The sequence below is a fragment of the Erythrobacter mangrovi genome, from assembly GCF_013260645.1.
Classification (GTDB): domain Bacteria; phylum Pseudomonadota; class Alphaproteobacteria; order Sphingomonadales; family Sphingomonadaceae; genus Qipengyuania; species Qipengyuania mangrovi.
The window spans coordinates 935999-957169 of record NZ_CP053921.1; the positions used below are offsets into that span (position 1 = coordinate 935999).

A 21171-nucleotide genomic window follows, 5' to 3' on the forward strand; every position below is an offset into this window, starting at 1 on the left:
CTAAGCGCCCAAGAGAAAGGGATGGGCCAAGTCAAGCGGTCTGGCGCCGGAATGCGGTGGCCTGCACGCTCAACCGGCTTCGAGCACGAATTGCAGCGATGCCAACCGCGCATAGAGCCCGCCATTTGCCGCCAATTGGTCGTGGTTACCCTGCTCGACGATCTTGCCATCCTCCATCACCACGATCCGGTCGGCCGCACGCACCGTCGAGAGGCGGTGCGCAATCACCAGTGTAGTGCGGTCCTGCATGAGATGTTCGAGCGCGTCCTGCACCAGCCGTTCGCTCTCGGCGTCGAGCGCGCTGGTCGCCTCGTCGAGCAACAGGATAGGCGCGTTGCGCAGCAAGGCCCGCGCAATCGCGATGCGTTGCCGCTGGCCGCCCGAAAGCTGCGTCCCGCTTTCGCCGAGATAGGTGTCCAGCCCCTGCGGGAGCTTCTCCAGGAATTCTTCCGCATTTGCCGCACGCGCGGCGGCCCAGATTTCCTCGTCGCTCGCGTCCCAATTGCCATAGCGCAGATTGTCACGCGCATTGGCGCTGAACAGCACGCCCTCCTGCGGAACATAGGCCATCCGGCGGCGAACCTCGGCCGGATCGGCGCTGGTTAGCGGAATCCCGTCGATACGGATCGATCCGGCCTGGGGATCATAGAAGCGTTCCGCCAGCTGGAAGATGGTCGACTTGCCCGCTCCAGAGGGCCCAACGATGGCTACGGTCTCCCCTGGCTCGACCTCGAGCGTGAAATCGAAGATGGCGGGGGCGTCGAGCCGTGTGGGATAGCGGAACGTGACATTGCGGAACGACAGGCTGCCGCGCGCGGGAACGGGTAGCGCCTGCGGCCGCGCTGGCGGGGCGATCGCCGGCTTCTCCTCGAGCAGTTCGGCAAGCCGGCTGGCTGCACCGGCCCCGCGCAACAGGTCGCCGTAAACTTCGGTCAGCGCACCGAACGATCCCGCCACGAGACCCGCGGTGATGACGAAAGCCGCAATCGTACCGCCCGAAATCGTGCCCGCGCTTACTTCTTCGGCACCCTTCCACACCAACATGGTGATGCCGCCGAATACGCACAGGATGACGATGGAGGTCATCGCCGCGCGGATCATGATCCGCCGCTTGGCCGTGGTGAAGGTCCGTTCGACCGCGCCCAGGAAGCGCTCGTGCTCGCGCGCCTCCTGGTTGAACCCCTGGACGATCTTCATCGCCCCCAAAACTTCCGTGATCATGGCCCCGATATCGGCCACGCGGTCCTGGCTGGTCCGGCTGACATTGCGCAGGCGGCGGCCGAAGAAGGTGATTGGAACGACGATCGCCGGGATGATCAGGACAAGCCCGATAGTCAGCCCGGGGATGAGCCAGAACAGATAGGCCGTACCGCCGATCGCCATCAGCGTGTTGCGCAGTGCCACCGAAACCGTGGTCCCGACCACCGTTTCGATCAGCGCGGTGTCGCTGGTCATGCGGCTGGATATTTCCTTGGGACTGTTCTCTTCATAGAACCCGGGCGCCAGCCGCAGCAGGTTCTCCTGCACCTTCAGCCGCACATCGGCGACGACGCGTTCGCCAAGCCAGCTGACGAAGTAGAAGCGCATGGCCGTGCCCATCGCCAGGACGGCGACAATCAGCAGCAGGTAGCGAAACCAGCGCGCAATCTCGCCCGGGTCGGACCCTTCGGCAAATCCACGGTCGACGACCATTTTGAATCCGGCCGGAATCGCCAGCGTGGCACTGGCGGTGATCATCAGCGCGACCAGCGCCAGCGCGACATGGCCGGGATAGTTCGACGCCGCCTGCCACACCATGCGCAGCGGTCGCAGCGAGCGCTGCTTGCGCTCGGGCTTCGCGTCCTCAAGGCTCTCGGCCGGCTGTTCGGGTCTCTCGATCTCGGTCTGCGCATCCATCGCCACCACCTAGGTGGCGTTCCCGGGAAAATCCACTGCCGAGGACCAGTGCGGGCAAAACAATCGATTTGTGCATTGCACAATCGTCACGGGCGCGTCAGGATGGTGCGAATTGGGGTCGGCACACATAACAGAAGAGGCCGGCCAGCAGGGGACACGCATTGCTTTACCACGCCTATGAACTGCAGCGCAGCTGGCTCCACTCGGCCAGCGCTCTTGCCTCGATCGGGGCTGAGATGCTGTCCAACCCGGCCCATCCGGTCAATTTCATGACACCAGCCGGATCGAGAGGCCTGGGCACGATAGCTTCCAGCGCGCTCGAAGTCTTCGCGCATGCCTCGGCAAGCTACGGAAAGCCGGCCTGGAATATCGAGAGCGTGTCTGTCGACGGGCAGGTTGACCCGGTGATCGAAGCCATCGAAGTGAACCGCCCATTTGGCGGTCTCAAGCGGTTCCAGCGCGCTGGGCTGGCAGAGGACGCCCCCAGCTTGCTGATCGTGGCACCGATGAGCGGGCACTATGCCACGCTGCTGCGCGGTACGGTTGAGCGAATGCTCCAGAATTACCGGGTTTACGTCACCGATTGGGCCGATGCCCGCACCGTCCCCCTGTCGGATGGGCGTTTCGACCTCGACGACTACATGGATTACGTCATCGCGTTCCTCGAACACATCGGACCGGGGGCCAATGTGATGGCGGTGTGCCAGCCATCGGTCCCGGTGTTCGCGGCAACGGCGATCATGAATCGCGATAGCCATCCCTGTACGCCCAAGACGCTGACCATGATGGGCGGCCCGATCGACACGCGTTGTTCGCCGACCAGCGTTAACGACCTCGCCATGGAGCGGCCGATCGAATGGTTCCGCCATACGGTCATCGCGACCGTGCCGATGCAGTACCGCGGTGCCGGGCGAAGGGTTTACCCGGGCTTCATGCAGCTGGCCGGGTTCATGAGCATGAACCTCGGCAATCACATGATGAGCCACTACGAGATGTTCAAACACCTCACCGTGGGCGACGACGAAAGCGCGCAGGCGACCAAGGATTTCTACGACGAATACCGCAGCGTCTGCGACATGACAGCGGAATTCTATCTGCAGACGGTCGAGGAAGTGTTCCAGACACACGCCTTGCCCAACGGCACCTTCGTCCATCGCGGCAAGCGCATCGACCTGGGCGACATCACGCAGACCGCCCTGTTGGCGATCGAGGGTGAGCGCGACGACATCTCCGGACTGGGCCAGACCAAGGCCGCGCTCGACCTGACACCGCACCTCGCGGCAAACAAGAAGCGCTACTACATGGCGGAAGGGGCCGGGCACTACGGCATATTCAACGGCAGCAGGTGGCGCGAAAAGATCGCCCCGGTAGTCGAGGACTTCATCGCCAGGCATGGCTAAGGGACGCGCGCTCTATGCGGGCGCCGTGAACAGCCGGGCCTAGGGCCTCAAATCGGGGTCGATTTCGTCGCCATCCTCGAGCTGGACGCCAAAGCTGTTCAGCAGCATCGAAACCTGAGTGTACTGGCCGACGGTGAACACGATGTCCATGCGGCCCTTGTCGCCCAGCTCGGCCAGCGCCGCCCAGGTGGCATCGGAGACGAAGTGGTCGGCAACCAGCTCGTCCGCTGCACGCAGCATGGCCGCCTCGATCGGGGTCCAGCCGGGTGCGCCGGGGCCTGCCTTGATCCGCTCGACCTCCTCAGCGGTTAGCCCGCAATCGAGCCCGATCCGCCGGTGCTGGGCGAATTCATAGCCGGAACGGCACAGCCACCCGGTGCGCAGGATCACGATCTCGCGCTCGCGCGGCGGCAACGCGTTGCGCCGCGACAGGATGTAATTGCCCCAGGCGAGGAAACCGGTCAGCGCCTTGGGTGCGCGGGCGAGCGTGCGGAAGATATTGAGCACCCTGCCGCCCCCGACCTTGTTGGCGGGATCGGCGAAGGGCGCGAGGACAGCCGCCTGCTCCTCGTCGAGCCGATCCATTTCGAGCGGCTCGATACGAGGAGCAGGCAAGCGCATCAGAAGATCTCGAACAGGCCTGCTGCGCCCTGGCCGCCACCGATGCACATGGTGACGACAGCGTATTTCACGCCGCGACGCTTGCCTTCGATCAGCGCGTGGCCGGTGCAGCGCGCGCCGGTCATGCCGAACGGGTGGCCGATCGAGATCGAACCGCCGTTGACGTTGAGCAGTTCGTCAGGGATGCCCAGCTTGTCGCGGCAGTAGAGCACCTGCACCGCGAAGGCTTCGTTCAGCTCCCACAGGCCGATGTCATCCATCTTGAGGTTGAAGCGCTCGAGCAGCTTGGGAATGGCATAGACCGGGCCGATGCCCATTTCGTCGGGCTCGGTGCCGGCGACCGCCATGCCGACATAGCGACCGAGCGGGTTGAGGCCGCGCTTCTCAGCCACCTTGGCTTCCATCACCACGCAGGACGACGACCCGTCGGACAGCTGGCTGGCATTGCCCGCCGTGATGCAGTGACCCTCGCCCATTACCGGCTTCAGCGAAGCAAGGCCTTCAAGCGTTGTGTCGGGGCGATTGCAATCGTCGCGGTCGGCGGTGACTTCCTGGAAGGTGACTTCCTTGGTCTCCTTGTTCATCACGGCCATGGTTGCGGTGCAGGGGACGATCTCGTCATCGAACTTTCCCGCTGCCTGCGCAGCGGCGGTGCGCTGCTGCGACTGGAGCGAATACTCGTCCTGATACTCGCGGCTGATGTTGTAGCGCTTGGCCACCACTTCGGCGGTGCCGATCATCGGCATGTAGATATGCGGGTGCATTTCCAGCAGTTCGCGGTCGGGCTCGACGAACAGCTTGCCGCTGCCACTCACCTTCGAAATGCTTTCAAGGCCACCGGCGACGCAGATGTCCATGTTGTCTACCAGCACCTGCTTGGCGGCAGTGGCGATGGTCATCAGGCCCGATGAGCACTGGCGATCGATGGTCATGGCAGGAACCGATACCGGCAGGCCCGCACGAAGCGCCGCAAGGCGCGCGACGTTGCCGCCGGTCGAACCCTGCTGGGCCGCGCAACCCATGATCACGTCGTCGACCTCGGCCCCTTCGAGTCCCGCGCGCTCGACGGCGGCCTTGATCGACCAGGCGCCGAGGGTCGCGCCGGTGGTGTTGTTGAATGCGCCGCGCGCCGCCTTGGTCAGCGGGGTACGGGCGGTGGAGACGATGACTGCGTCACGCATGGGTAGTTCCTTGGCTTGCTAAAGGTGTCCGAATCCTCTTGGGGAGGAGGGGGAAATCAGACGAAGAGCTGGGTGATCCATTCGCAGATCAGCGCGGGCTTTTCCTCGCCCTCGATCTCGATGGTGATTTCGGAGGTCTGCTGCCACTGGCCGGGGCGCTTCTCAACCATTTCCAGCAGTTTCCAGTGGCCGCGAATGCGCTTGCCCGAGCGTACGGGCGAAATGAAACGCGTCTTGTTGCCACCGTAATTGACGCCCATCTTCACCCCGTCGATCTTCGGGGTGTCCGAATTGGCGCCGAGATAGGGGATCATCGAGAGCGTCAGGAAGCCATGCGCGATGGTACCGCCGAACGGCGTCATCTTGGCCATTTCTTCGTTGATATGAATGAACTGATGATCGCCCGTCGCATCGGCGAACTGGTTGATGCGTTCCTGGCTCATCTCGGCCCATTCGCTGGTGCCGATGTGCTGCCCGACCATGCCGGCTACTTCCTGCGGGGTCATGCGCCTCTCCTTCTCTCGAAAAACTGCAGTTTTGCGCGACTCCGGCCGCGCTGGCGGTGCGGAGTCATGGCGCAAGCAGAGAGGGTGCGCAACCGCGCGAATTGTGCCGTTACGGCATGGCGGGCTTGGCCCCGGACGCTTCGCGCCGGGCATCGCGCGCCGCCTTGCGCTCCGCTTTGCGAACCAGCGACTCACGCCGCCGACAATAGGTCGAGAGCGCAATCTGCATGCCGATCAGCATCAGCACGAAGGGCTGGTAGGCGATCCCCTGGAATGTCGCCCCCACCAGATAGATGATCTGTGCGAACTGCAGCGCGCTGGCCAGCGGCCCCTGCCACTGTTCATCGCGCCTTACACGGCCGGCCCAGCGCTTGCGGATGCTTTCCATGTGCAGGACGCCGAGAACGTGCAGCGCCAGCCACAAGATCAGGCCGATCCAGCCCTGTTCGCCGAGCATCTCGAAATAGGAAGAGTGATAGGCCCCGCAGTCAGCACCATCACCAGCGCTGCCACCTCTATGCGCAGGCGGGTCGTCAGGGTGAAAGGCAGGAAGATCGCGAAGACCAGTGCCTTCCACACCCACTCCCACTTGTCCGCGGCGTTCTCAGGGAAGTCGACCCACTGCAAGGTCATGAAACACCAGCCCAGCAAGGCAAGCATAATGCCCTGGCGCAGGGTGAACTTGGTGTTCGCCTTGGTGTCGCCGATCGCCCAGCCGGCAAAGGCCAGCAGGAAGGCGATCAAGGAAATCGGCAACATCGGGGTCAGCGCCCAGCCGATCCTCTGTGGTGCCAGGATATCGATGTAGAGATAGGCCAGCACCCAGATGAAGGGACGCCGCAGGCCGAGCGCAAACATGCCCATGACGGTGGAAAATAGTGCAAAGTCAAGCATCGGCCGCACCCTTGCCATTGCGTCGCGCGCGTCGGGTCGCGCGTCGGCTGGCCTTGGGTTCGGCCTGCTCATCCGCAGCAAGTGGGTCCTCGTGATCGAGATCGGGCCGCACGAGTATGCGCAGCAGGGCGATCACGATCAGCACATGGGTCAGCGCGAGGGCGAATAGTCGATCAAGCGGGCGGTCTTCCTCGCACGGGCCCTATCCTATTGTAGTTGACGCGGCGTTAAGCCTGTTGTGACACTGGGCCAAGCCGATGACCCGCGTCCTCCATATCCTCGACCACTCGCTCCCGCCCCATTCGGGATACACCTTCCGCACGCGCGCCATCATGAAGAGCTTGCAGGCGAAAGGGATCGAGGTGTGCGGCATCACCGGTGCGCGCCATGTCGCCGCAGGCCCATCAATCGAAGATGTGGAAGGCCTGACCTGCCACCGTGTGCCCGGAATGCCATCGGGTCCGCCGGGCCTGCGCGAGTGGCGCGAAATCGAACGCCTGCGCGCGGGGATCGAACGGGTCGCGGAGGCATGGAAGCCCGAGGTTCTGCACGGACATTCGCCGGCCCTGTGCGGGATGGCCGGCTTGCGCGCTGCACGACGGCTTGGCCTGCCCTTCGTCTATGAAATCCGCGCATTCTAGGAAGATGCGGCGGTCGGCAACGGCACGGGAACCGAGGGCTCGATCAAATACCGCCTCACCCGCGCACTGGAGAACCGCGTTGTCGCGGGCGCGGATGCCGTGCTCACGATCTGCAACGGCTTGCGCGAAGATTTGATCGCGCGTGGCCACGACGCCACCAAGATCACACTCTCGCCCAATGGCGTCGACCTGACCCTATTCGGCGCCCCCCACCTCGGGACGACGCGCTGGCGGCAAAGATCGGCCTTGGCAGCCATGGGGGTCCGGTGATCGGTTTCATCGGGAGCTTCTACGATTACGAAGGCCTTGACGATCTCATCGCTGCCTTGCCCCTGCTGCGCCAGCGCCACCCAGAGACGCAGCTGCTGCTGGTCGGTGGCGGGCCGATAGAGGACGCACTCCGTGTACAGGCCGCGGCATCGTCGGCCAAGGAAGCGATAGTCTTCACAGGGCGCGTCCCGCACAGTGAGGTCGAGCGGTATTATTCGCTGATCGACGTGCTCGCCTACCCGCGCAAGAAGTCGCGGTTGACCGACCTCGTGACGCCACTCAAGCCATTGGAAGTCATGGCCGAACGCAGGATCGTTGCCGCCAGCGACGTTGGCGGGCGTCGCGAGCTGATCAAGGATGGCGTTACCGGCCTGCTGTTCCCACCAGATGACCCTGCCGCAATGGCCAGGGCCCTGGCGGATTTCATCGATGCACGCGAGGATTGGGCCGCCATGCGTGAGCGCGGCCACGCGCATGTTGCAGAAAATCACGACTTGGGCCGGAATGTAGATCGTTATCTCAGTCTTTACCCAGAACTGCTAATACACCGGCCAAATGGGCGGCCTCGCACCGCCGCCTGACACGACCGAGATCGAACGCACTATGACGAGCGCCGCGCGCAAACAGCCTGTCAGCAGCCACCCGGCGTTCCGCTGGGCCGTAGGCGCGTGGTTTGCCGCATTGCTCGGCGGTGGGCTCTTCGTGATGCCCGATGCGGTTCACGCGAGCCTGGGCCAGTCAATCGGCATCGACGCGCTGATTCCTGCGGGAATCCCCGCGAGATTGGTCATTTCAGGCATCGGCGCGCTTCTGGGCCTGCTGCTCGGCCTCGCCATAGCCATGCGCGCCGCCGCGCTGGGCAAGGCAGCGACTGCCGATTGCGACGAGGAAGTAGAGACGGATGCAAACGTCTGGCTGGACGACGAGTCTCTCTTCGACGAGGCCGATAGCGTCGAGGATACGGAAGGCGACCCACGCCGCCCGTTCAATCCGCGCGAATATCTTGCCGATGAAGGCATCGAGAGCTGGGAGCCGGAGAATGACTTCGAGCCACCCGACGATAGCGCGCCGACCATAGACGAAACTGAGGATCAGGCAGGGCCGGCCGAGGATTTCCCAGACCAACTCGTCGAACCGCTCGTAGAGGCCGCAGAAGCTGGCGAGGCCGAACTCCTGATCGAGACGGCAGACGAGGAAGAATGGCTTCCTGAAGTGGGGGAGATGGGAGAAGCCGACCTCCAGTTCCATCACCCCGTCACTGCGGCAGTTGCTCCAAACGAGGAAGCAGAAGCTTTCGGCGACCTATCGCTGGCAGAGCTTACGGCGCGATTGGGGCGCGCAATCGAAGCCCGACGTGCCGCCGAAGTGGTCGGCGCCGCCGACGACGATGTCGATCCAGTTATTGCCTTCCTGCGCCGCGAGGCCGACCGCGCCAGCCCGGTCCGCGAAGGCACACCCGCCTCTGGAGAAGATTCGCAGGCGGTCCTCCGCGGAGCACTCGACCGCCTCTCCAGGGTCAGCAATCCGCGCTGAATCCGCGCGCGGATACGAATTCCTCTCATAGGTAAGCCACCGGCCGCGCTGAAAACTTGGCGCAGCTGAAATTTTGCTACGCCTCTCGCAGTTGCAAAATCACAATTGCAACGGCATTACGCTCCCTCGCGCAATTTTGCCGGTGCCATCGGATGGCGCCAAGTTACCTGTCCCCGGCACCTCGCATCGCGAGACGGCACGGCGGGCACGAAGGAGGACGTACCGCTGATGGGACGCATGCCGCCCCTGGGGACCGAGGGTCTCTATGACCCCCGCAACGAACACGACGCCTGCGGCGTCGGCATGGTCGCGCATATCAAGGGCGCGAAAAGCCATGCGATCGTAGCCCAGGCGCTGGAGATTCTCGCCAATCTCGACCATCGCGGCGCGGTCGGCGCGGACCCACTGCTGGGCGATGGTGCGGGCATCCTCGTGCAGATTCCCGATCCGCTGTTCCGCAACTGGGCCAAGACCGAGGGCCACGAGCTCCCCGCAGCCGGCGATTACGCGGTCGCAATGTGCTTCCTCCCGCAGCAGGACGAGGCACGCGACTTCGTCGAGAAGCAGCTCGAGCGCTTCGCCGCCAAGGAAGGCCAGCGGGTCATCGGCTGGCGAGACGTCCCGACCACGCTCGACGGCCTGGGCAAGGCAGTGATCGAATCCATGCCTGTGATCCGCCAGTGCGTGATTGCGCGCGGCTTCAACTGTGCCGACCAGGACGCCTTCGAACGCAAGTTGGTGGTCATCCGCAAGCAGACGCTCAATCCACTGAAGTCGCTTGAAGGCAAGCATGGTATAGAAGGGCTGGCCTCAGCCTATATCCCGAGCTTCTCCAGCCGTACGCTGGTTTACAAGGGACTGCTGCTGGCGAACCAGGTCGGCAGCTTCTACGACGATCTGCGCGATCCCAATTGCGTTTCGGCGCTCGGCCTCGTCCACCAGCGCTTCAGCACCAACACCTTCCCCAGCTGGCGGCTCGCCCACCCCTACCGCTTCATGGCGCATAACGGCGAGATCAATACCGTTCGCGGCAATGTGAACTGGATGGAAGCCCGGCGCCGCACGATGGAAAGCGAACTGCTGGGCGCCGACCTCGACAAGATGTGGCCGCTGATCCCGCACGGCCAATCCGATACCGCCTGCCTCGACAACGCGCTCGAGCTGCTGCTGACCGGCGGCTACAGCCTCGCCCATTCGATGATGATGCTGATGCCGGAAGCCTGGGCCAAGAACCCGCTGATGGATCCGGCCCGGCGCGCCTTCTACGAATACCACGCCGCGCTGATGGAGCCATGGGACGGCCCGGCTGCGGTATGCTTCACCGACGGCCGCCAGATCGGCGCCTGCCTCGATCGCAACGGCCTGCGCCCCGCCCGCTGGTGCACGACCAAGGACGACCTCGTCGTGCTGGCATCGGAAAGCGGCGTTCTGCCGTTCAAGGACGAGGACATCACCCGCAAGTGGCGGCTGCAACCCGGCCGCATGCTGCTGATCGATCTCGATCAGGGGCGCATCGTCGAGGACGAGGAGCTGAAGGCCGACCTGGCCGCGGCCCAGCCCTATGAAAGCTGGCTGGAAAAGGCTCAGTACAAGCTCGAGGACCTCGATCATATCGAGCCCGATCTTTCGGCAATTGCGAAACCCGACGAGAGCTTGCTCGATCGCCAGCAGGCCTTCGGCTACACGCAGGAAGACATCGCCAAGTTCCTCGAGCCGATGGCTTCGGGCGGCGAGGACCCGATCGGTTCGATGGGTACCGATACACCGATTGCGGTGCTCTCCGATCGCAGCCGCTTGCTCTACGACTATTTCAAGCAGAACTTTGCCCAGGTCACCAACCCGCCGATCGACCCGATCCGCGAAGAACTGGTGATGAGCCTGCTGTCGATGATCGGCCCGCGCCCGAACCTGCTCGGTCGCGATGGCGGTACGCATAAGCGCCTCGAGGTGAGCCAGCCGATCCTCACCAATGCGGACCTCGCCAAGATCCGTTCGGTCGAGGTCGCGCTTGACGGCGCCTTCCGCACCGCGACGATCGATATCACCTGGGATGCCAGCACCGGGGCCGAAGGGCTCGCCATGGCGCTCAAGGAAATGTGCTGGGCCGCGACCGAGGCGGTGCTGGGCGATGCCAACATCCTGATCCTCTCGGACCGTGGCCAGGGGCCGGACCGTGTCCCCATGCCCGCGCTGCTCGCGACCAGCGCGGTCCATCACCAGCTCGTCCGCCAGGGCCTGCGCATGCAGACCGGTCTCGTCATCGAAACCGGCGAGGCGCGGGAGGTGCACCATTTCTGTGCGCTGGCAGGCTATGGCGCGGAGGGCATCAACCCCTACCTCGCGTTCGAGACGATCGAGGCGCTGCGCGCAGAACGCTTTCCCGACATGGACCCGGCCAAGGCGCAGGCGAACTACGTCAAGGCGGTGGGCAAGGGGATCCTCAAGGTCATGTCCAAGATGGGCATCTCGACCTACCAGTCCTATTGCGGCGCGCAGATCTTCGACGCGGTTGGCCTCTCCTCGGAGTTCGTCGATACCTATTTCTGCGGCACCGCCACCACCATCGAAGGCATCGGCCTGCAAGAGGTGGCCGAAGAAGCCGTGCTGCGCCACGCGCAGGCCTATGGCGACAACCCGCTCTATGCCGGGATGCTCGACGTTGGCGGGATCTATCAATACCGCATCCGCGGCGAGGCGCATGCCTGGACCCCGCAATCGGTATCGCAACTGCAGCACGCAGTACGCGGCAACGATCCTAAGAATTACGAAGAGTTCGCCCGCTCGATCAACGAGCAGTCCGAGCGGCTGCTGACGATCCGCGGCCTCATGGAGCTCAAGCCCACCGAGCAGCCGCTCGACCTTTCCGAAGTCGAACCAGCAGTGGAAATCGTCAAACGCTTCAGCACCGGAGCGATGAGTTTCGGTTCGATCAGCCACGAAGCGCATTCGACGCTGGCGATCGCGATGAACCGCCTGGGCGGCCGCTCGAACACCGGCGAAGGTGGCGAGGAGCCCGAGCGCTTCGAGCCGCTGCCCAACGGCGATTCGATGCGCAGCCGGATCAAGCAGGTGGCTTCGGGGCGCTTCGGCGTGACCACCGAGTACCTCGTCAATTCGGATGACATCCAGATCAAGATGGCGCAGGGCGCAAAGCCCGGCGAAGGCGGCCAGCTGCCCGGCCATAAGGTCGACAAGCGTATCGGCAAGGTCCGTCACTCGACCCCGGGCGTGGGCCTGATCTCGCCGCCGCCGCACCACGATATCTATTCGATCGAGGATCTCGCGCAGCTGATCCACGACCTCAAGAATGTGAAGCCGAGTGCGCGCATCTCGGTGAAGCTGGTGTCCGAAGTGGGCGTCGGCACGGTCGCGGCAGGCGTGAGCAAGTGCAAGGCGGATCACGTCACGATCTCCGGCTATGAAGGCGGGACGGGCGCGAGCCCGCTCACCAGCCTCACCCATGCCGGTTCGCCGTGGGAAATCGGCCTGGCCGAGACGCAGCAGACGCTGCTGCTGAACGACCTGCGTTCGCGCATCGCGGTGCAGGTCGATGGCGGCCTGCGCACCGGGCGCGACGTCGCCATCGGTGCGCTACTGGGAGCCGACGAGTTCGGCTTCGCCACTGCTCCGTTGATTGCGGCGGGCTGCATCATGATGCGCAAGTGCCACCTCAACACCTGCCCGGTCGGCGTTGCGACCCAGGACCCGGTGCTGCGCGCGCGCTTCACCGGCACGCCCGAGCACGTCATCAATTACTTCTTCTTCGTCGCGGAAGAGCTGCGCCAGATCATGGCGCGGATGGGCTTCCGCACGGTCGAGGAAATGGTCGGCCGTGTCGACCGGATCGACATGCGCCGGGTCGAACGGCACTGGAAGGCCCATGGGGTCGACCTGTCGCGGATCCTCCATGCTGTTCCGCTGGAGGCCGGCAAATCGCTGCACCACACCGAGGAGCAGGACCACGGCCTTGAAGCGGCCATGGACGTCGAGCTGATCGCGGCCTGCAGGCCCGCGATCGAGAGCGGGCAAGCCGTCCAGCTCACCCGCACCATCCGCAACGTCAACCGCACCGTCGGCGCCATGCTGTCGGGCCGGATCGCAGAGGCGCATGGCCATGCCGGCCTGGCGCCCGAGACGATCCGCATCGACCTCACCGGTGTGGCGGGGCAGAGCTTCGGCGCATGGCTCGCACATGGCGTGACGCTGAGCCTGACCGGCGATGCGAACGACTATGTCGGCAAGGGTCTGTCGGGCGGCCGCATCATCGTGCGCCAACCTGACGAGGCGCCGCGCCTGCCGGGCGAGAACATCATCGTCGGCAATACCGTGCTTTACGGCGCGATCGCGGGCGAAGCCTATTTCTCGGGTGTCGCGGGCGAGCGCTTCGCGGTGCGCAATTCGGGCGCGGTCGCGGTGGTCGAAGGTACCGGCGATCATGGCTGCGAATACATGACTGGCGGCGTAGTCTGCGTGCTCGGCTCCACCGGGCGCAACTTCGCAGCCGGGATGAGCGGCGGGATCGCCTATGTCTACGATCCCGACGGGCGCTTCGCCGATCTCTGCAATCCGGCGCAGGTCGACCTGCTCCCGGTAACGCCGGGTGACGGCGAGGGTGCGGATAAGAGCTGGGGCAAGCCGCAGCAACGTACTGTATCCGTCGACAATCCCGGCATGGGCGATCCGCTCTACCACGATGCCGAGCGGCTGAAGGTCCTTGTCGAGCGCCACCTGCTCCACACCGGTTCGGCCAAGGCCAAGGCCTTGCTCGACAACTGGACGGGAGAGCTGAAGAACTTCCGCAAGGTGATGCCTCGCGACTACGCCAAGGCGCTCAAGGCACTCGAAAACGAACGCGAAGAAGCCGCGATGGAAGCGGCGGAGTAAGGGTCATGGGCAAGGAAACCGGCTTTCTCGAATACGAGCGGCACGACCGCTCCTACCTCGACCCCAAAGAACGGCTGAACAACTACAAGGAGTTCGTCGTCCCGCTGTCCGAAAGGGAGCTGCGCACGCAGGCGGCGCGCTGCATGAACTGCGGCATTCCCTATTGTCACAACGGTTGTCCGGTGAACAACATCATCCCGGACTGGAACCACCTCGTCTACGAAGACGACTGGAAGCACGCACTCGAAGTGCTCCATTCGACTAATAATTTCCCGGAATTCACCGGGCGCATCTGCCCCGCCCCATGCGAGGCGGCCTGCACGCTCAACCTCATCGATTCACCAGTGACGATCAAATCGATCGAATGCGCGATCGTCGACCGCGGGTGGCAGGAAGGCTGGATCAAGCCGCAGTTGCCCGAAAGGCGTACAGGCAAGTCGGTGGCGGTGATCGGCAGCGGACCGGCGGGTCTGGCCTGTGCCCAGCAGCTGGCCCGCGCGGGCCATGCGGTGACCGTGTTCGAGAAGGCCGACCGGATTGGCGGCCTGCTGCGCTACGGCATTCCCGACTTCAAGATGGAAAAGCACCTGATCAACCGCCGCGCGGTGCAGATGGAGGCCGAAGGCGTCCAGTTCCGCACCAGCAGCGAAGTGGGGGTCGAAGTCAGCTTCCAGGCGCTACAGGAGAATTTCGACGCGGTCGTGCTGGCCGGCGGCGCGGAGGAAGCACGCATGCTCGACGTGCCGGGTGCAGAGCTGCCCGGCGTGCGGTTGGCGATGGAATTCCTCACCCAGCAGAACAAGCGCAATGCCGGCGACGACGAAGTGCGCGCCGCACCGCGCGGTTCGCTGACCGCGACCAGCAAGCATGTGATCGTGATCGGCGGCGGGGATACCGGCAGTGACTGTGTCGGCACTTCGAACCGCCAGGGCGCGGCCAGCGTCACCCAGCTTGAGATCATGCCCAAGCCGCCGGAGAAGGAAGACAAGGCGCTTACCTGGCCCGACTGGCCGCTGAAGCTGCGGACCTCGTCCAGCCACGAGGAAGGCGTAGATCGCGACTGGGCCGTTCTCGCCAAGCGCGTGATCGAGGAGAACGGCGACGTCGCCGGGCTCGAATGTGTCCGCGTCGAGTGGAAAGACGGTCGCATGCAGGAGGTTGCCGGCAGCAAGTTCACGCTCAAGGCCGACCTGATCCTGCTCGCCATGGGCTTTACCGGACCCAAGCGGCGCGGGCTGCTCGACCGCGCGGGCGTCGACCTCGACGCGCGCGGCAATGTTGCGGCAGACACCGAATGGTATCTCACCAGCGAGGCCAATGTCTTTTCCTGCGGCGACATGCGACGCGGGCAAAGCCTGGTCGTGTGGGCGATCCGCGAAGGGCGCCAATGCGCCCATGCAGTCGACAAGGCGCTGATGGGCGTGAGCGAGCTGCCGCGCTGATCTATCCCTGCGTGCGGCCGCGCGCCTGAACGGCGGCACGGCGCGCTTCGACCTCTTCCGGGCTGACCGCGCTATTGGCGGCGGAGGAGCGCTTGTGTTCGAGCGCCAGCCCTTCGCCGAAGCTTGCGGCATAGCCCTCGTCGATCAGTGCCTTGTAGCTGGCGAGAAAGCCCGGATCGATACTCGCCATATCGCCTGCCAGCCTGCGCGCCTCCGTCAGCAAGTCCTCGGGCGCGACCACGCGATTGACCAGGCCCCAGCGCTCGGCGGTTTCAGCGTCGAGAAAGTTGCCAGTGAAGCTCAGCTCCTTGGCGCGGCTGATGCCGATCATCCGGCTGAGCTTCTGCGACAGGCCCCAGCCGGGCACGATCCCAACCCGCGCATGGGTATCGGCAAAGCGTGCATTGGTGCTCGCAACAAGCACATCGCAGGCCAGTGCGACCTCGAAGCCGCCGGTAATCGCTACTCCGTTGATCGCACCGATCACCGGCTTGCGGCAGCACTCGATCGCCTTGACCGGGTTTTCGTCGGCTCCCTCGGCATTGGCGGCACCCAGCGCGCCTTCCTGCGATCCCAGTTCCTTCAGGTCGAGCCCGGCGGTGAAGGCCCGCGTACCGGCGCCGGTCAGGATCACCGCGCGCACCGCGTCATCGGCGTCGAGCGCGGTCATCACTTCATAGAGCCGATGGCGCAGCGCCTTCGACAGCGCATTCATCGCTTCGGGACGGTTCAGGGTGACGGTGGCGATACCGTCGGCGATTTCGGTCAGTATCAGCTCGGTCATGGTCGAGAGATTAGCCAATCAGTTGCTGCTTGCAATCGTTTCGCCACTCGCGTTGACTGTCTCCCGAGAGGAGAGACGCACAATGGCATTCAAACCCTTTGACCTCACCGGCAAGACGGCCGTGGTTACCGGCGGCAATTCCGGTATCGGACTCGGCATGGCGGAAGGGCTGGCTGCAGCCGGCGCGGATGTTGTTATCTGGGGCCGCGACGCGGCAAAGTCCGAAGCGGCGGTCGAGAAGCTGCGCAGCTACGGGACGAAGATCGAAGCGCTGGCAGTCGACGTGGCGGACGAGGCGGCGGTGGTCGATGCCATGGCGGAAAGTCTTGCGCTGTTGGGGCGGATCGATTGCGCCATCGCCAATGCCGGGGTCGGCGGCAACGCTCCGCTGATCGAGCAGACGACCGAAGCCTGGCGCAGGATCACCACCGTCAACCTTGACGCAGTGTTCTGGACCTTCCGTGAGGCTGCCAAGCACATGGTGGCACGCGCGGAAGCGGGCGATACGGGTGGCTCCCTGGTGGCGACGGCATCGGTCGCGGCGATCCATGGCCCGCCCGCGAACCAGGCCTACGCTGCAACCAAGGCTGGTGTGCTTGGCATGGTCCGCAGCACGGCAGTCGAGCTGGCGAAATACGGCATCCGCGCGAATGCAGTGCTGCCCGGCTGGATTGCCACTCCGATGACCGAGCGGCTCCAGGCCTGGGATACCTTCAACAAGAAGGTGATCGGCCGGGTGCCCATGCGCCGCTGGGGCGAGGGCGAAGACTTCAGCGGGATCGCGGTCTATCTCGCCAGCGACGCGAGCAGCTTCCACACCGGGGATTCGCTGGTGATCGACGGCGGCTACACGATCTTCTGAGCTAGAGCCCGCGCAAGCGCGGGTTGCGGTTCGAGTGCTGGATCGACGCGACGACCTTGCCCGTCGCGTCGCGCTCGAACATCACCAGCTCACGCTCCTCGCCCTTGTCGGTCACCACCCGGAAGCTGTCCTTGCCGAGCGGCTTCAACCGCCACATCCCGCTTGCCGGATTGTCAGCGTCTGGCTGAAGCCAGGTCAATCCGCCTGCCCAGGGGATAAGCATAAAGTCCGAATTCCACGGCTGGCCGTCATAGACCCCGGTGTAGTCTTCGAGCGTCACACCTTCGACCGCATCGAAGGTCGTGGCCGCACCGCGCGCCTTGATCAGGGCTGCGATCCCACGCGCGATCAGGTCGGGATCGTCCATTGCATTCATCGCCACGGCGACCCCCAGTTCCTCCTTGGGCGCCATCATCAGCGCGGTGCGATAGCCGGGGCAGCTGCCACCATGGCCGACAACGGTCGTGCCACCCTCATCGCGCACGGCAAAGCCGAGCCCCCAACTCGTCTTCCAGTCGGGGCTGATGTAGTGGACTCGCTGCATTTCGCGCAGGGTCGAAGCGCGCAGCACCTCGGGATTTCCGGTCTTCGCCAGGCGGAAAGTCCACGACGCGAAACGCGCAAGATCAGCGACACTGGCGCTGAAGCCCGCCGCAGGGGTGATCCCTGCCGGATCGAACAACCGGACGTCAGGCCTGGTACCCTCTGTGGTCAGCGCACCCCAGCCCACGGCCATCTGCTTGCCATAGAGTGCGGCGGGAATAGCTGGCCGCGTGTCCTTGAGTCCGAGCGGTGCGAGGATATTCGCCTGGACGTAGTCGGCGTAGGGCAAGCCGCTGACTGCTTCGACCGTCTCGCCCACCAGCGTCAGGCCAAGGTTCGAATACTGCCAGGTCGTCTCCGCAGGATAGAGCGGGGCCTGCGACCCGATACGCGCGCGGATCTGATCCTGGCTGGGGAAGGGAAAGCCGGGACCGGTCCAGTAGGGGAAGTCCGCCTCGCGCGGGAGGCCTGCCGAATGCGTCAGCGCGCCGCGCAGCGTGATCGGCACGCTTTCGCGCGGGTCGTCGGCAAGTTTGGCCCAAGGCAAATACTGCGTGACCGGCGCGTCGAGCGCGACCTTGCCCTGTTCCCACTGCTGCATCAGCGCGATCGCAGTGAACAGTTTGGAGACCGAGCAAATCGAATAGATCGTATCGGCCGTGGCCGGCATCCTGCGCGCACGGTCCGTCGCGCCGAATCCCTTGGCCCAGACCGTTGCATCACCTTGCGCCACGGCAGCGGAGATTGCCGGGATCTTGCGATACTGGCGCCATGCATCGACCCACAACTCTGCCGCTTGCAACGCTTCCGCCATCGCGGCGGCCTTTGCGGGGTCGGCAGCACTCTGCACCGTTGCTGGATCATCGCCGCCGGGCTGCGCCTGCGCCGGAACCACCATGCCGAGAACCGCGAGCGCCGCACCTACCTTGAATAACGCTTTCATCGAGTCTCCCCCCCTGTGGTCGTGGAGTTTCCTATCGGCCTCAATTCATGGCAAATTGGCTGGCGCGATCAAGCACGCTTGCAAGATCGCGACCGAGTATCCGAAGATCTCTGTTGGAGGTCACAGGTCACAAACGCACCTTCGCGTCACACCTGCCAGTCGATCGGGCCGCGCCCGTTGGCTTCGAGGAAAGCATTGGTCCGGCTGAAAGGCTTGGAACCGAAGAACCCACGGTGGGCCGACAATGGGCTGGGATGCGGGCTTTCGATAACGCAGTGCCTGCCGTCGCGCAGGCCATCGATACGCTTGGCCTTGGCCTGCGCGTGGCTGCCCCACAGGATGAAGACCGAGGGCTCCGGCCGCGCCGCAACCGCCGCCACGCAAGCATCGGTGATCGCGTCCCAGCCGCGACCGGCGTGGCTGCCTGCCTTGCCCGCCTCGACCGTCAGCGTGTTGTTGAGCAGCAATACGCCCTGCCGCGCCCAGCGGCTGAGATCGCCATGCCGCGGGCGCGCAATCCCGAGGTCGCTCTCCAGTTCCTTGTAGATGTTGGCCAGACTGGGCGGGACCTGTACCCCGTCTGGCACGGCGAAGCACAATCCCATCGCCTGCCCCGGTCCGTGATAGGGATCCTGTCCCAGAATCACCACCTTCACCGCGTCGAGCGGAGTCAGCGCCAGCGCCGCCAGCCGCGCGCCGCGCGGGGGAAAGATCGGCTTGCCGGCCTGCTCCTCCGCCCGCAGCCAGCCGCCCAGCCGCCGCGCTTTGGGTGCGGCGAGCACGGGGTCGAGCACAGGCTTCCAACTGGGGGGAACAACATCGGTCATTGCGGTCACCTTGGCGCGGCTTGCATTCCGTCTCCAGTGCGCCCTTCCCTACAATCCCCAATACGCCTAAGGCGCTGATCCATGGCAGTGCATTTTCACGAAGAAGACTTGCCGGCAGGCGTGCTGGCGGAAGGACCCATCGCGGTCGATACCGAAACCATGGGGCTTATTACCGCCCGCGACCGGCTGTGCGTGGTGCAGTTGAGCGACGGCAATGGCGACGAACATCTCGTCCGCTTCGGCCCGGACAGCAAATTTGACGCGCCCAACCTGAAGGCGGTGTTGGCAGACCCGAATCGCCTCAAGCTCTACCACTTTGCACGCTTCGATCTCGCGGCGATCGAGCACTATCTCGGGGTGATGGCCACTCCCTGCTATTGCACCAAGATCGCCAGCAAGCTGGTGCGTACCTATACCGATCGCCACGGCCTCAAGAACCTGATCGAGGAATTGCTCGGCGGGACCATTTCCAAGGCCCAGCAGTCGAGCGACTGGGGCGGCCCCGAGATTACCGAACCGCAGCGGGAATACGCCGCCAGCGACGTGCGCTATCTCCATCGGCTCAAGGAAGAGCTCGACCGGAGGCTGGTGCGCGAAGGGCGCATGGCCATTGCCCAGGCTTGCTTCGAATTCCTTCCCACCCGCGCGCGGCTCGACCTGGCCGGCTGGCCCGAGCACGACATCTTCAGCCACATGTAGGGCTGGCCCAGGCAGACGAGCAACATGGCAACCACCCAGCGCAGGATCGAGACGCAGGAAGCAAAGGTGCTCCGCAACCAGCGGCGGCACTGGGCCGAGCCTGGCGGCACGCATGACCGGCTGGTACATTTCCTGGCCCGCGCACTGCCGATGGCCGTCGGCGTGCTGGCGGCCTTGATGGTCGTCACCCCGCTCGGCCCCCGCGGGGAAGTCAGCTTCCTCCTCGACCGGGACAAGGTAGCCATCATCACGGAACGCCTGCGCGTCGACAACGCGCTCTATCGCGGCGAGGACAACCAGGGCCGCCCCTTCTCGCTCACCGCTGGCGAGGCAGTGCAGCGCTCCAGCAGCGAGGGCATCGTACACATGAACGATCTCGTCGCACGCCTGCTGCTCAACGATGGCCCCGCCCGCCTCACCGCCGAGGCCGGCCAGTACGACATCGACAAGGAGGAAGTGATGGTGATCGGCCCGGTGAACATGACCACCGCCGATGGCTATCGCATGCTGGCGCGCGACGTGTCGGTTGACCTCGCGACCAAGACGCTCGTCGGCGCCGGCGGGGTCGACGGGGCAATTCCTGCCGGTACCTTCAGTGCCGACCGCTTGACCGCCGATCTTTCGGCCCGCACCATCACTCTGACCGGCAATGCGCGGCTGCGCATGGCGCCGGGAAAACTAAGGATGCCCTGATGACCGCGCTTCGTTCGACCATCGCCCGCTGGGGCGCTGCCGGGTTCCTCGCAACCGCCGTCGCCCTGGGCGGTGTGCAGCTGAGCGCTCAGGCCATCGCAGCACACAATTCCAGTGCCCCCGTGTCCTATGCCGCCGATCGCATCGAGCTGCAGGATCGTGAGAATCGGGTTGTACTGTCTGGCAATGTCCAGATCACCCAGGCCGGGCTGGCGCTCAACGCGGCCCGTACGATCGTGAATTATTCGGACGAGGGCAGCCTCAAGATCCAGCGGATCATGGCCACGGGCGGGGTCGACGTGCGGCGCGGGAACGAGCGCGCGCGCGGCGACACGGCGGTCTACGATTTCAATCGCCGGATCATCACCATGGCCGGCAACGTGCGCCTCGATCGCGGTGGCGACACGCTCAATGGCGGACGGCTGGTGATCGACCTGGCCACGGGCCGCTCGAGCGTCGACGGCCGCGCCAGCGGCTCCTCGCCGGTGAGCGGCGCCACGAGCAACGCTTCCGGACGCGTAACCGGGACCTTCTCCGTCCCGGAGAACTGAG

The 21171-nt window shown here is 64.7% G+C and carries 18 protein-coding genes and 1 pseudogene; 9 read left to right on the forward strand and 10 right to left on the reverse strand.

Annotated features, from left to right (window positions below; all coding sequences use genetic code 11):
• Positions 1 to 69: 69 nt before the first annotated feature.
• Positions 70 to 1896, reverse strand: coding sequence for an ABC transporter transmembrane domain-containing protein (locus HQR01_RS04880; protein WP_173213052.1), 1827 nt, complete (start codon positions 1894 to 1896; stop codon positions 70 to 72).
• Between the two features lie 161 nt (positions 1897 to 2057).
• Between HQR01_RS04880 and HQR01_RS04885 the strand changes: the two genes are divergently transcribed.
• A complete protein-coding gene (locus HQR01_RS04885; protein ID WP_173213054.1) occupies positions 2058 to 3296 on the forward strand; it encodes a polyhydroxyalkanoate depolymerase in 1239 nt (412 codons plus the stop codon).
• Positions 3297 to 3335: 39 nt separating this feature from the next.
• On the opposite strand, the gene HQR01_RS04890 is transcribed toward HQR01_RS04885, so the two are convergent.
• The 6 genes from HQR01_RS04890 to HQR01_RS04910 all read right to left on the reverse strand — a co-directional run bounded on the left by HQR01_RS04890 (position 3336) and on the right by HQR01_RS04910 (position 6643).
• Positions 3336 to 3917, reverse strand: a complete 582-nt coding sequence (locus HQR01_RS04890; RefSeq protein WP_173213056.1) for a carboxymuconolactone decarboxylase family protein — start codon at positions 3915 to 3917, stop codon at positions 3336 to 3338.
• Entirely contained in the window at positions 3917 to 5098 is a 1182-nt protein-coding gene (locus tag HQR01_RS04895) for an acetyl-CoA C-acyltransferase (protein WP_173213058.1), read from the reverse strand. Before HQR01_RS04895 ends, HQR01_RS04890 begins: the two co-directional genes overlap by 1 nt.
• A 56-nt stretch (positions 5099 to 5154) precedes the next feature.
• Positions 5155 to 5604: a MaoC family dehydratase gene (locus tag HQR01_RS04900; protein WP_173213060.1), complete on the reverse strand. Its 450-nt coding sequence runs from the start codon at positions 5602 to 5604 to the stop codon at positions 5155 to 5157.
• A 109-nt stretch (positions 5605 to 5713) separates the two neighbouring features.
• Positions 5714 to 6061 carry a hypothetical protein gene (locus tag HQR01_RS15210; protein ID WP_234030254.1) on the reverse strand — a complete coding sequence of 116 codons (348 nt, stop codon included), beginning with the start codon at positions 6059 to 6061 and terminating at the stop codon, positions 5714 to 5716.
• The gene (locus HQR01_RS15215) at positions 6031 to 6498 is read right to left on the reverse strand and encodes a DUF5935 domain-containing protein (RefSeq protein ID WP_234030255.1); all 468 of its coding nucleotides are present in this window, start codon (positions 6496 to 6498) and stop codon (positions 6031 to 6033) included. The genes HQR01_RS15210 and HQR01_RS15215 overlap by 31 nt, the downstream gene beginning before the upstream one ends.
• On the reverse strand, positions 6491 to 6643 hold the full coding sequence (locus HQR01_RS04910) for a hypothetical protein (RefSeq protein WP_173213061.1): 153 nt from the start codon (positions 6641 to 6643) through the stop codon (positions 6491 to 6493). Before HQR01_RS04910 ends, HQR01_RS15215 begins: the two co-directional genes overlap by 8 nt.
• Before the next feature lie 112 nt (positions 6644 to 6755).
• Here HQR01_RS04910 and HQR01_RS04915 point away from each other — a divergent pair.
• The 4 genes and pseudogenes from HQR01_RS04915 to HQR01_RS04930 all read left to right on the forward strand — a co-directional run bounded on the left by HQR01_RS04915 (position 6756) and on the right by HQR01_RS04930 (position 15268).
• Positions 6756 to 7990 (forward strand): annotated as a pseudogene (locus tag HQR01_RS04915) (TIGR04063 family PEP-CTERM/XrtA system glycosyltransferase).
• Positions 7965 to 8942, forward strand: a complete 978-nt coding sequence (locus HQR01_RS04920) for a hypothetical protein (RefSeq protein WP_173213064.1) — start codon at positions 7965 to 7967, stop codon at positions 8940 to 8942. The pseudogene HQR01_RS04915 and the gene HQR01_RS04920 overlap by 26 nt, the downstream one beginning before the upstream one ends.
• 228 nt (positions 8943 to 9170) lie before the next feature.
• The gene (gene gltB / locus HQR01_RS04925; RefSeq protein ID WP_173213065.1) at positions 9171 to 13826 is read left to right on the forward strand and encodes a glutamate synthase large subunit; all 4656 of its coding nucleotides are present in this window, start codon (positions 9171 to 9173) and stop codon (positions 13824 to 13826) included.
• A gap of 5 nt (positions 13827 to 13831) precedes the next feature.
• On the forward strand, positions 13832 to 15268 hold the full coding sequence (locus tag HQR01_RS04930) for a glutamate synthase subunit beta (protein ID WP_173213067.1): 1437 nt from the start codon (positions 13832 to 13834) through the stop codon (positions 15266 to 15268).
• 1 nt (position 15269) lies between these two features.
• Here the strand turns inward: HQR01_RS04930 and HQR01_RS04935 are convergent, their stop codons facing one another.
• Positions 15270 to 16052, reverse strand: coding sequence for an enoyl-CoA hydratase (locus tag HQR01_RS04935; RefSeq protein WP_173213069.1), 783 nt, complete (start codon positions 16050 to 16052; stop codon positions 15270 to 15272).
• Positions 16053 to 16134: 82 nt separating this feature from the next.
• On the opposite strand from HQR01_RS04935, the gene HQR01_RS04940 reads away from it, so the two are divergent.
• Entirely contained in the window at positions 16135 to 16914 is a 780-nt protein-coding gene (locus HQR01_RS04940; protein ID WP_173213071.1) for an SDR family NAD(P)-dependent oxidoreductase, read from the forward strand.
• 1 nt (position 16915) lies between these two features.
• Here HQR01_RS04940 and HQR01_RS04945 read toward each other — a convergent pair whose 3' ends face one another.
• Complete coding sequence (locus HQR01_RS04945) at positions 16916 to 18400, reverse strand: serine hydrolase domain-containing protein (RefSeq protein ID WP_173213073.1); 1485 nt, start codon at positions 18398 to 18400, stop codon at positions 16916 to 16918.
• A gap of 146 nt (positions 18401 to 18546) precedes the next feature.
• Complete coding sequence (gene ung, locus HQR01_RS04950; RefSeq protein ID WP_173213075.1) at positions 18547 to 19227, reverse strand: uracil-DNA glycosylase; 681 nt, start codon at positions 19225 to 19227, stop codon at positions 18547 to 18549.
• An 81-nt stretch (positions 19228 to 19308) separates the two neighbouring features.
• On the opposite strand from ung, the gene HQR01_RS04955 reads away from it, so the two are divergent.
• The 3 genes from HQR01_RS04955 to HQR01_RS04965 are packed head-to-tail and all read left to right on the forward strand — an operon-like array spanning position 19309 to position 21170.
• The gene (locus tag HQR01_RS04955; protein ID WP_173213077.1) at positions 19309 to 19926 is read left to right on the forward strand and encodes a ribonuclease D; all 618 of its coding nucleotides are present in this window, start codon (positions 19309 to 19311) and stop codon (positions 19924 to 19926) included.
• Between the two features lie 24 nt (positions 19927 to 19950).
• Positions 19951 to 20619 carry an LPS export ABC transporter periplasmic protein LptC gene (lptC, locus tag HQR01_RS04960; protein ID WP_173213079.1) on the forward strand — a complete coding sequence of 223 codons (669 nt, stop codon included), beginning with the start codon at positions 19951 to 19953 and terminating at the stop codon, positions 20617 to 20619.
• Entirely contained in the window at positions 20619 to 21170 is a 552-nt protein-coding gene (locus tag HQR01_RS04965) for an LptA/OstA family protein (RefSeq protein ID WP_173213081.1), read from the forward strand. Before lptC ends, HQR01_RS04965 begins: the two co-directional genes overlap by 1 nt.
• Position 21171 lies beyond the last annotated feature (1 nt).

Coding starts and splice junctions, on each gene's coding strand:
- HQR01_RS04880 (WP_173213052.1), bottom strand. CDS start 1,896: ATGGATGCGCAGACCGAGATCGAGAGACCCGAACAGCCGGCCGAGAGC.
- lptC (WP_173213079.1), top strand. CDS start 19,951: ATGGCAACCACCCAGCGCAGGATCGAGACGCAGGAAGCAAAGGTGCTC.
- HQR01_RS15215 (WP_234030255.1), bottom strand. CDS start 6,498: ATGCTTGACTTTGCACTATTTTCCACCGTCATGGGCATGTTTGCGCTC.
- HQR01_RS04965 (WP_173213081.1), top strand. CDS start 20,619: ATGACCGCGCTTCGTTCGACCATCGCCCGCTGGGGCGCTGCCGGGTTC.
- HQR01_RS04940 (WP_173213071.1), top strand. CDS start 16,135: ATGGCATTCAAACCCTTTGACCTCACCGGCAAGACGGCCGTGGTTACC.
- HQR01_RS04900 (WP_173213060.1), bottom strand. CDS start 5,604: ATGACCCCGCAGGAAGTAGCCGGCATGGTCGGGCAGCACATCGGCACC.
- HQR01_RS15210 (WP_234030254.1), bottom strand. CDS start 6,061: ATGCTCGGCGAACAGGGCTGGATCGGCCTGATCTTGTGGCTGGCGCTG.
- HQR01_RS04890 (WP_173213056.1), bottom strand. CDS start 3,917: ATGCGCTTGCCTGCTCCTCGTATCGAGCCGCTCGAAATGGATCGGCTC.
- HQR01_RS04955 (WP_173213077.1), top strand. CDS start 19,309: ATGGCAGTGCATTTTCACGAAGAAGACTTGCCGGCAGGCGTGCTGGCG.
- HQR01_RS04920 (WP_173213064.1), top strand. CDS start 7,965: ATGGGCGGCCTCGCACCGCCGCCTGACACGACCGAGATCGAACGCACT.
- HQR01_RS04930 (WP_173213067.1), top strand. CDS start 13,832: ATGGGCAAGGAAACCGGCTTTCTCGAATACGAGCGGCACGACCGCTCC.
- gltB (WP_173213065.1), top strand. CDS start 9,171: ATGGGACGCATGCCGCCCCTGGGGACCGAGGGTCTCTATGACCCCCGC.
- HQR01_RS04935 (WP_173213069.1), bottom strand. CDS start 16,052: ATGACCGAGCTGATACTGACCGAAATCGCCGACGGTATCGCCACCGTC.
- HQR01_RS04945 (WP_173213073.1), bottom strand. CDS start 18,400: ATGAAAGCGTTATTCAAGGTAGGTGCGGCGCTCGCGGTTCTCGGCATG.
- ung (WP_173213075.1), bottom strand. CDS start 19,227: ATGACCGATGTTGTTCCCCCCAGTTGGAAGCCTGTGCTCGACCCCGTG.
- HQR01_RS04895 (WP_173213058.1), bottom strand. CDS start 5,098: ATGCGTGACGCAGTCATCGTCTCCACCGCCCGTACCCCGCTGACCAAG.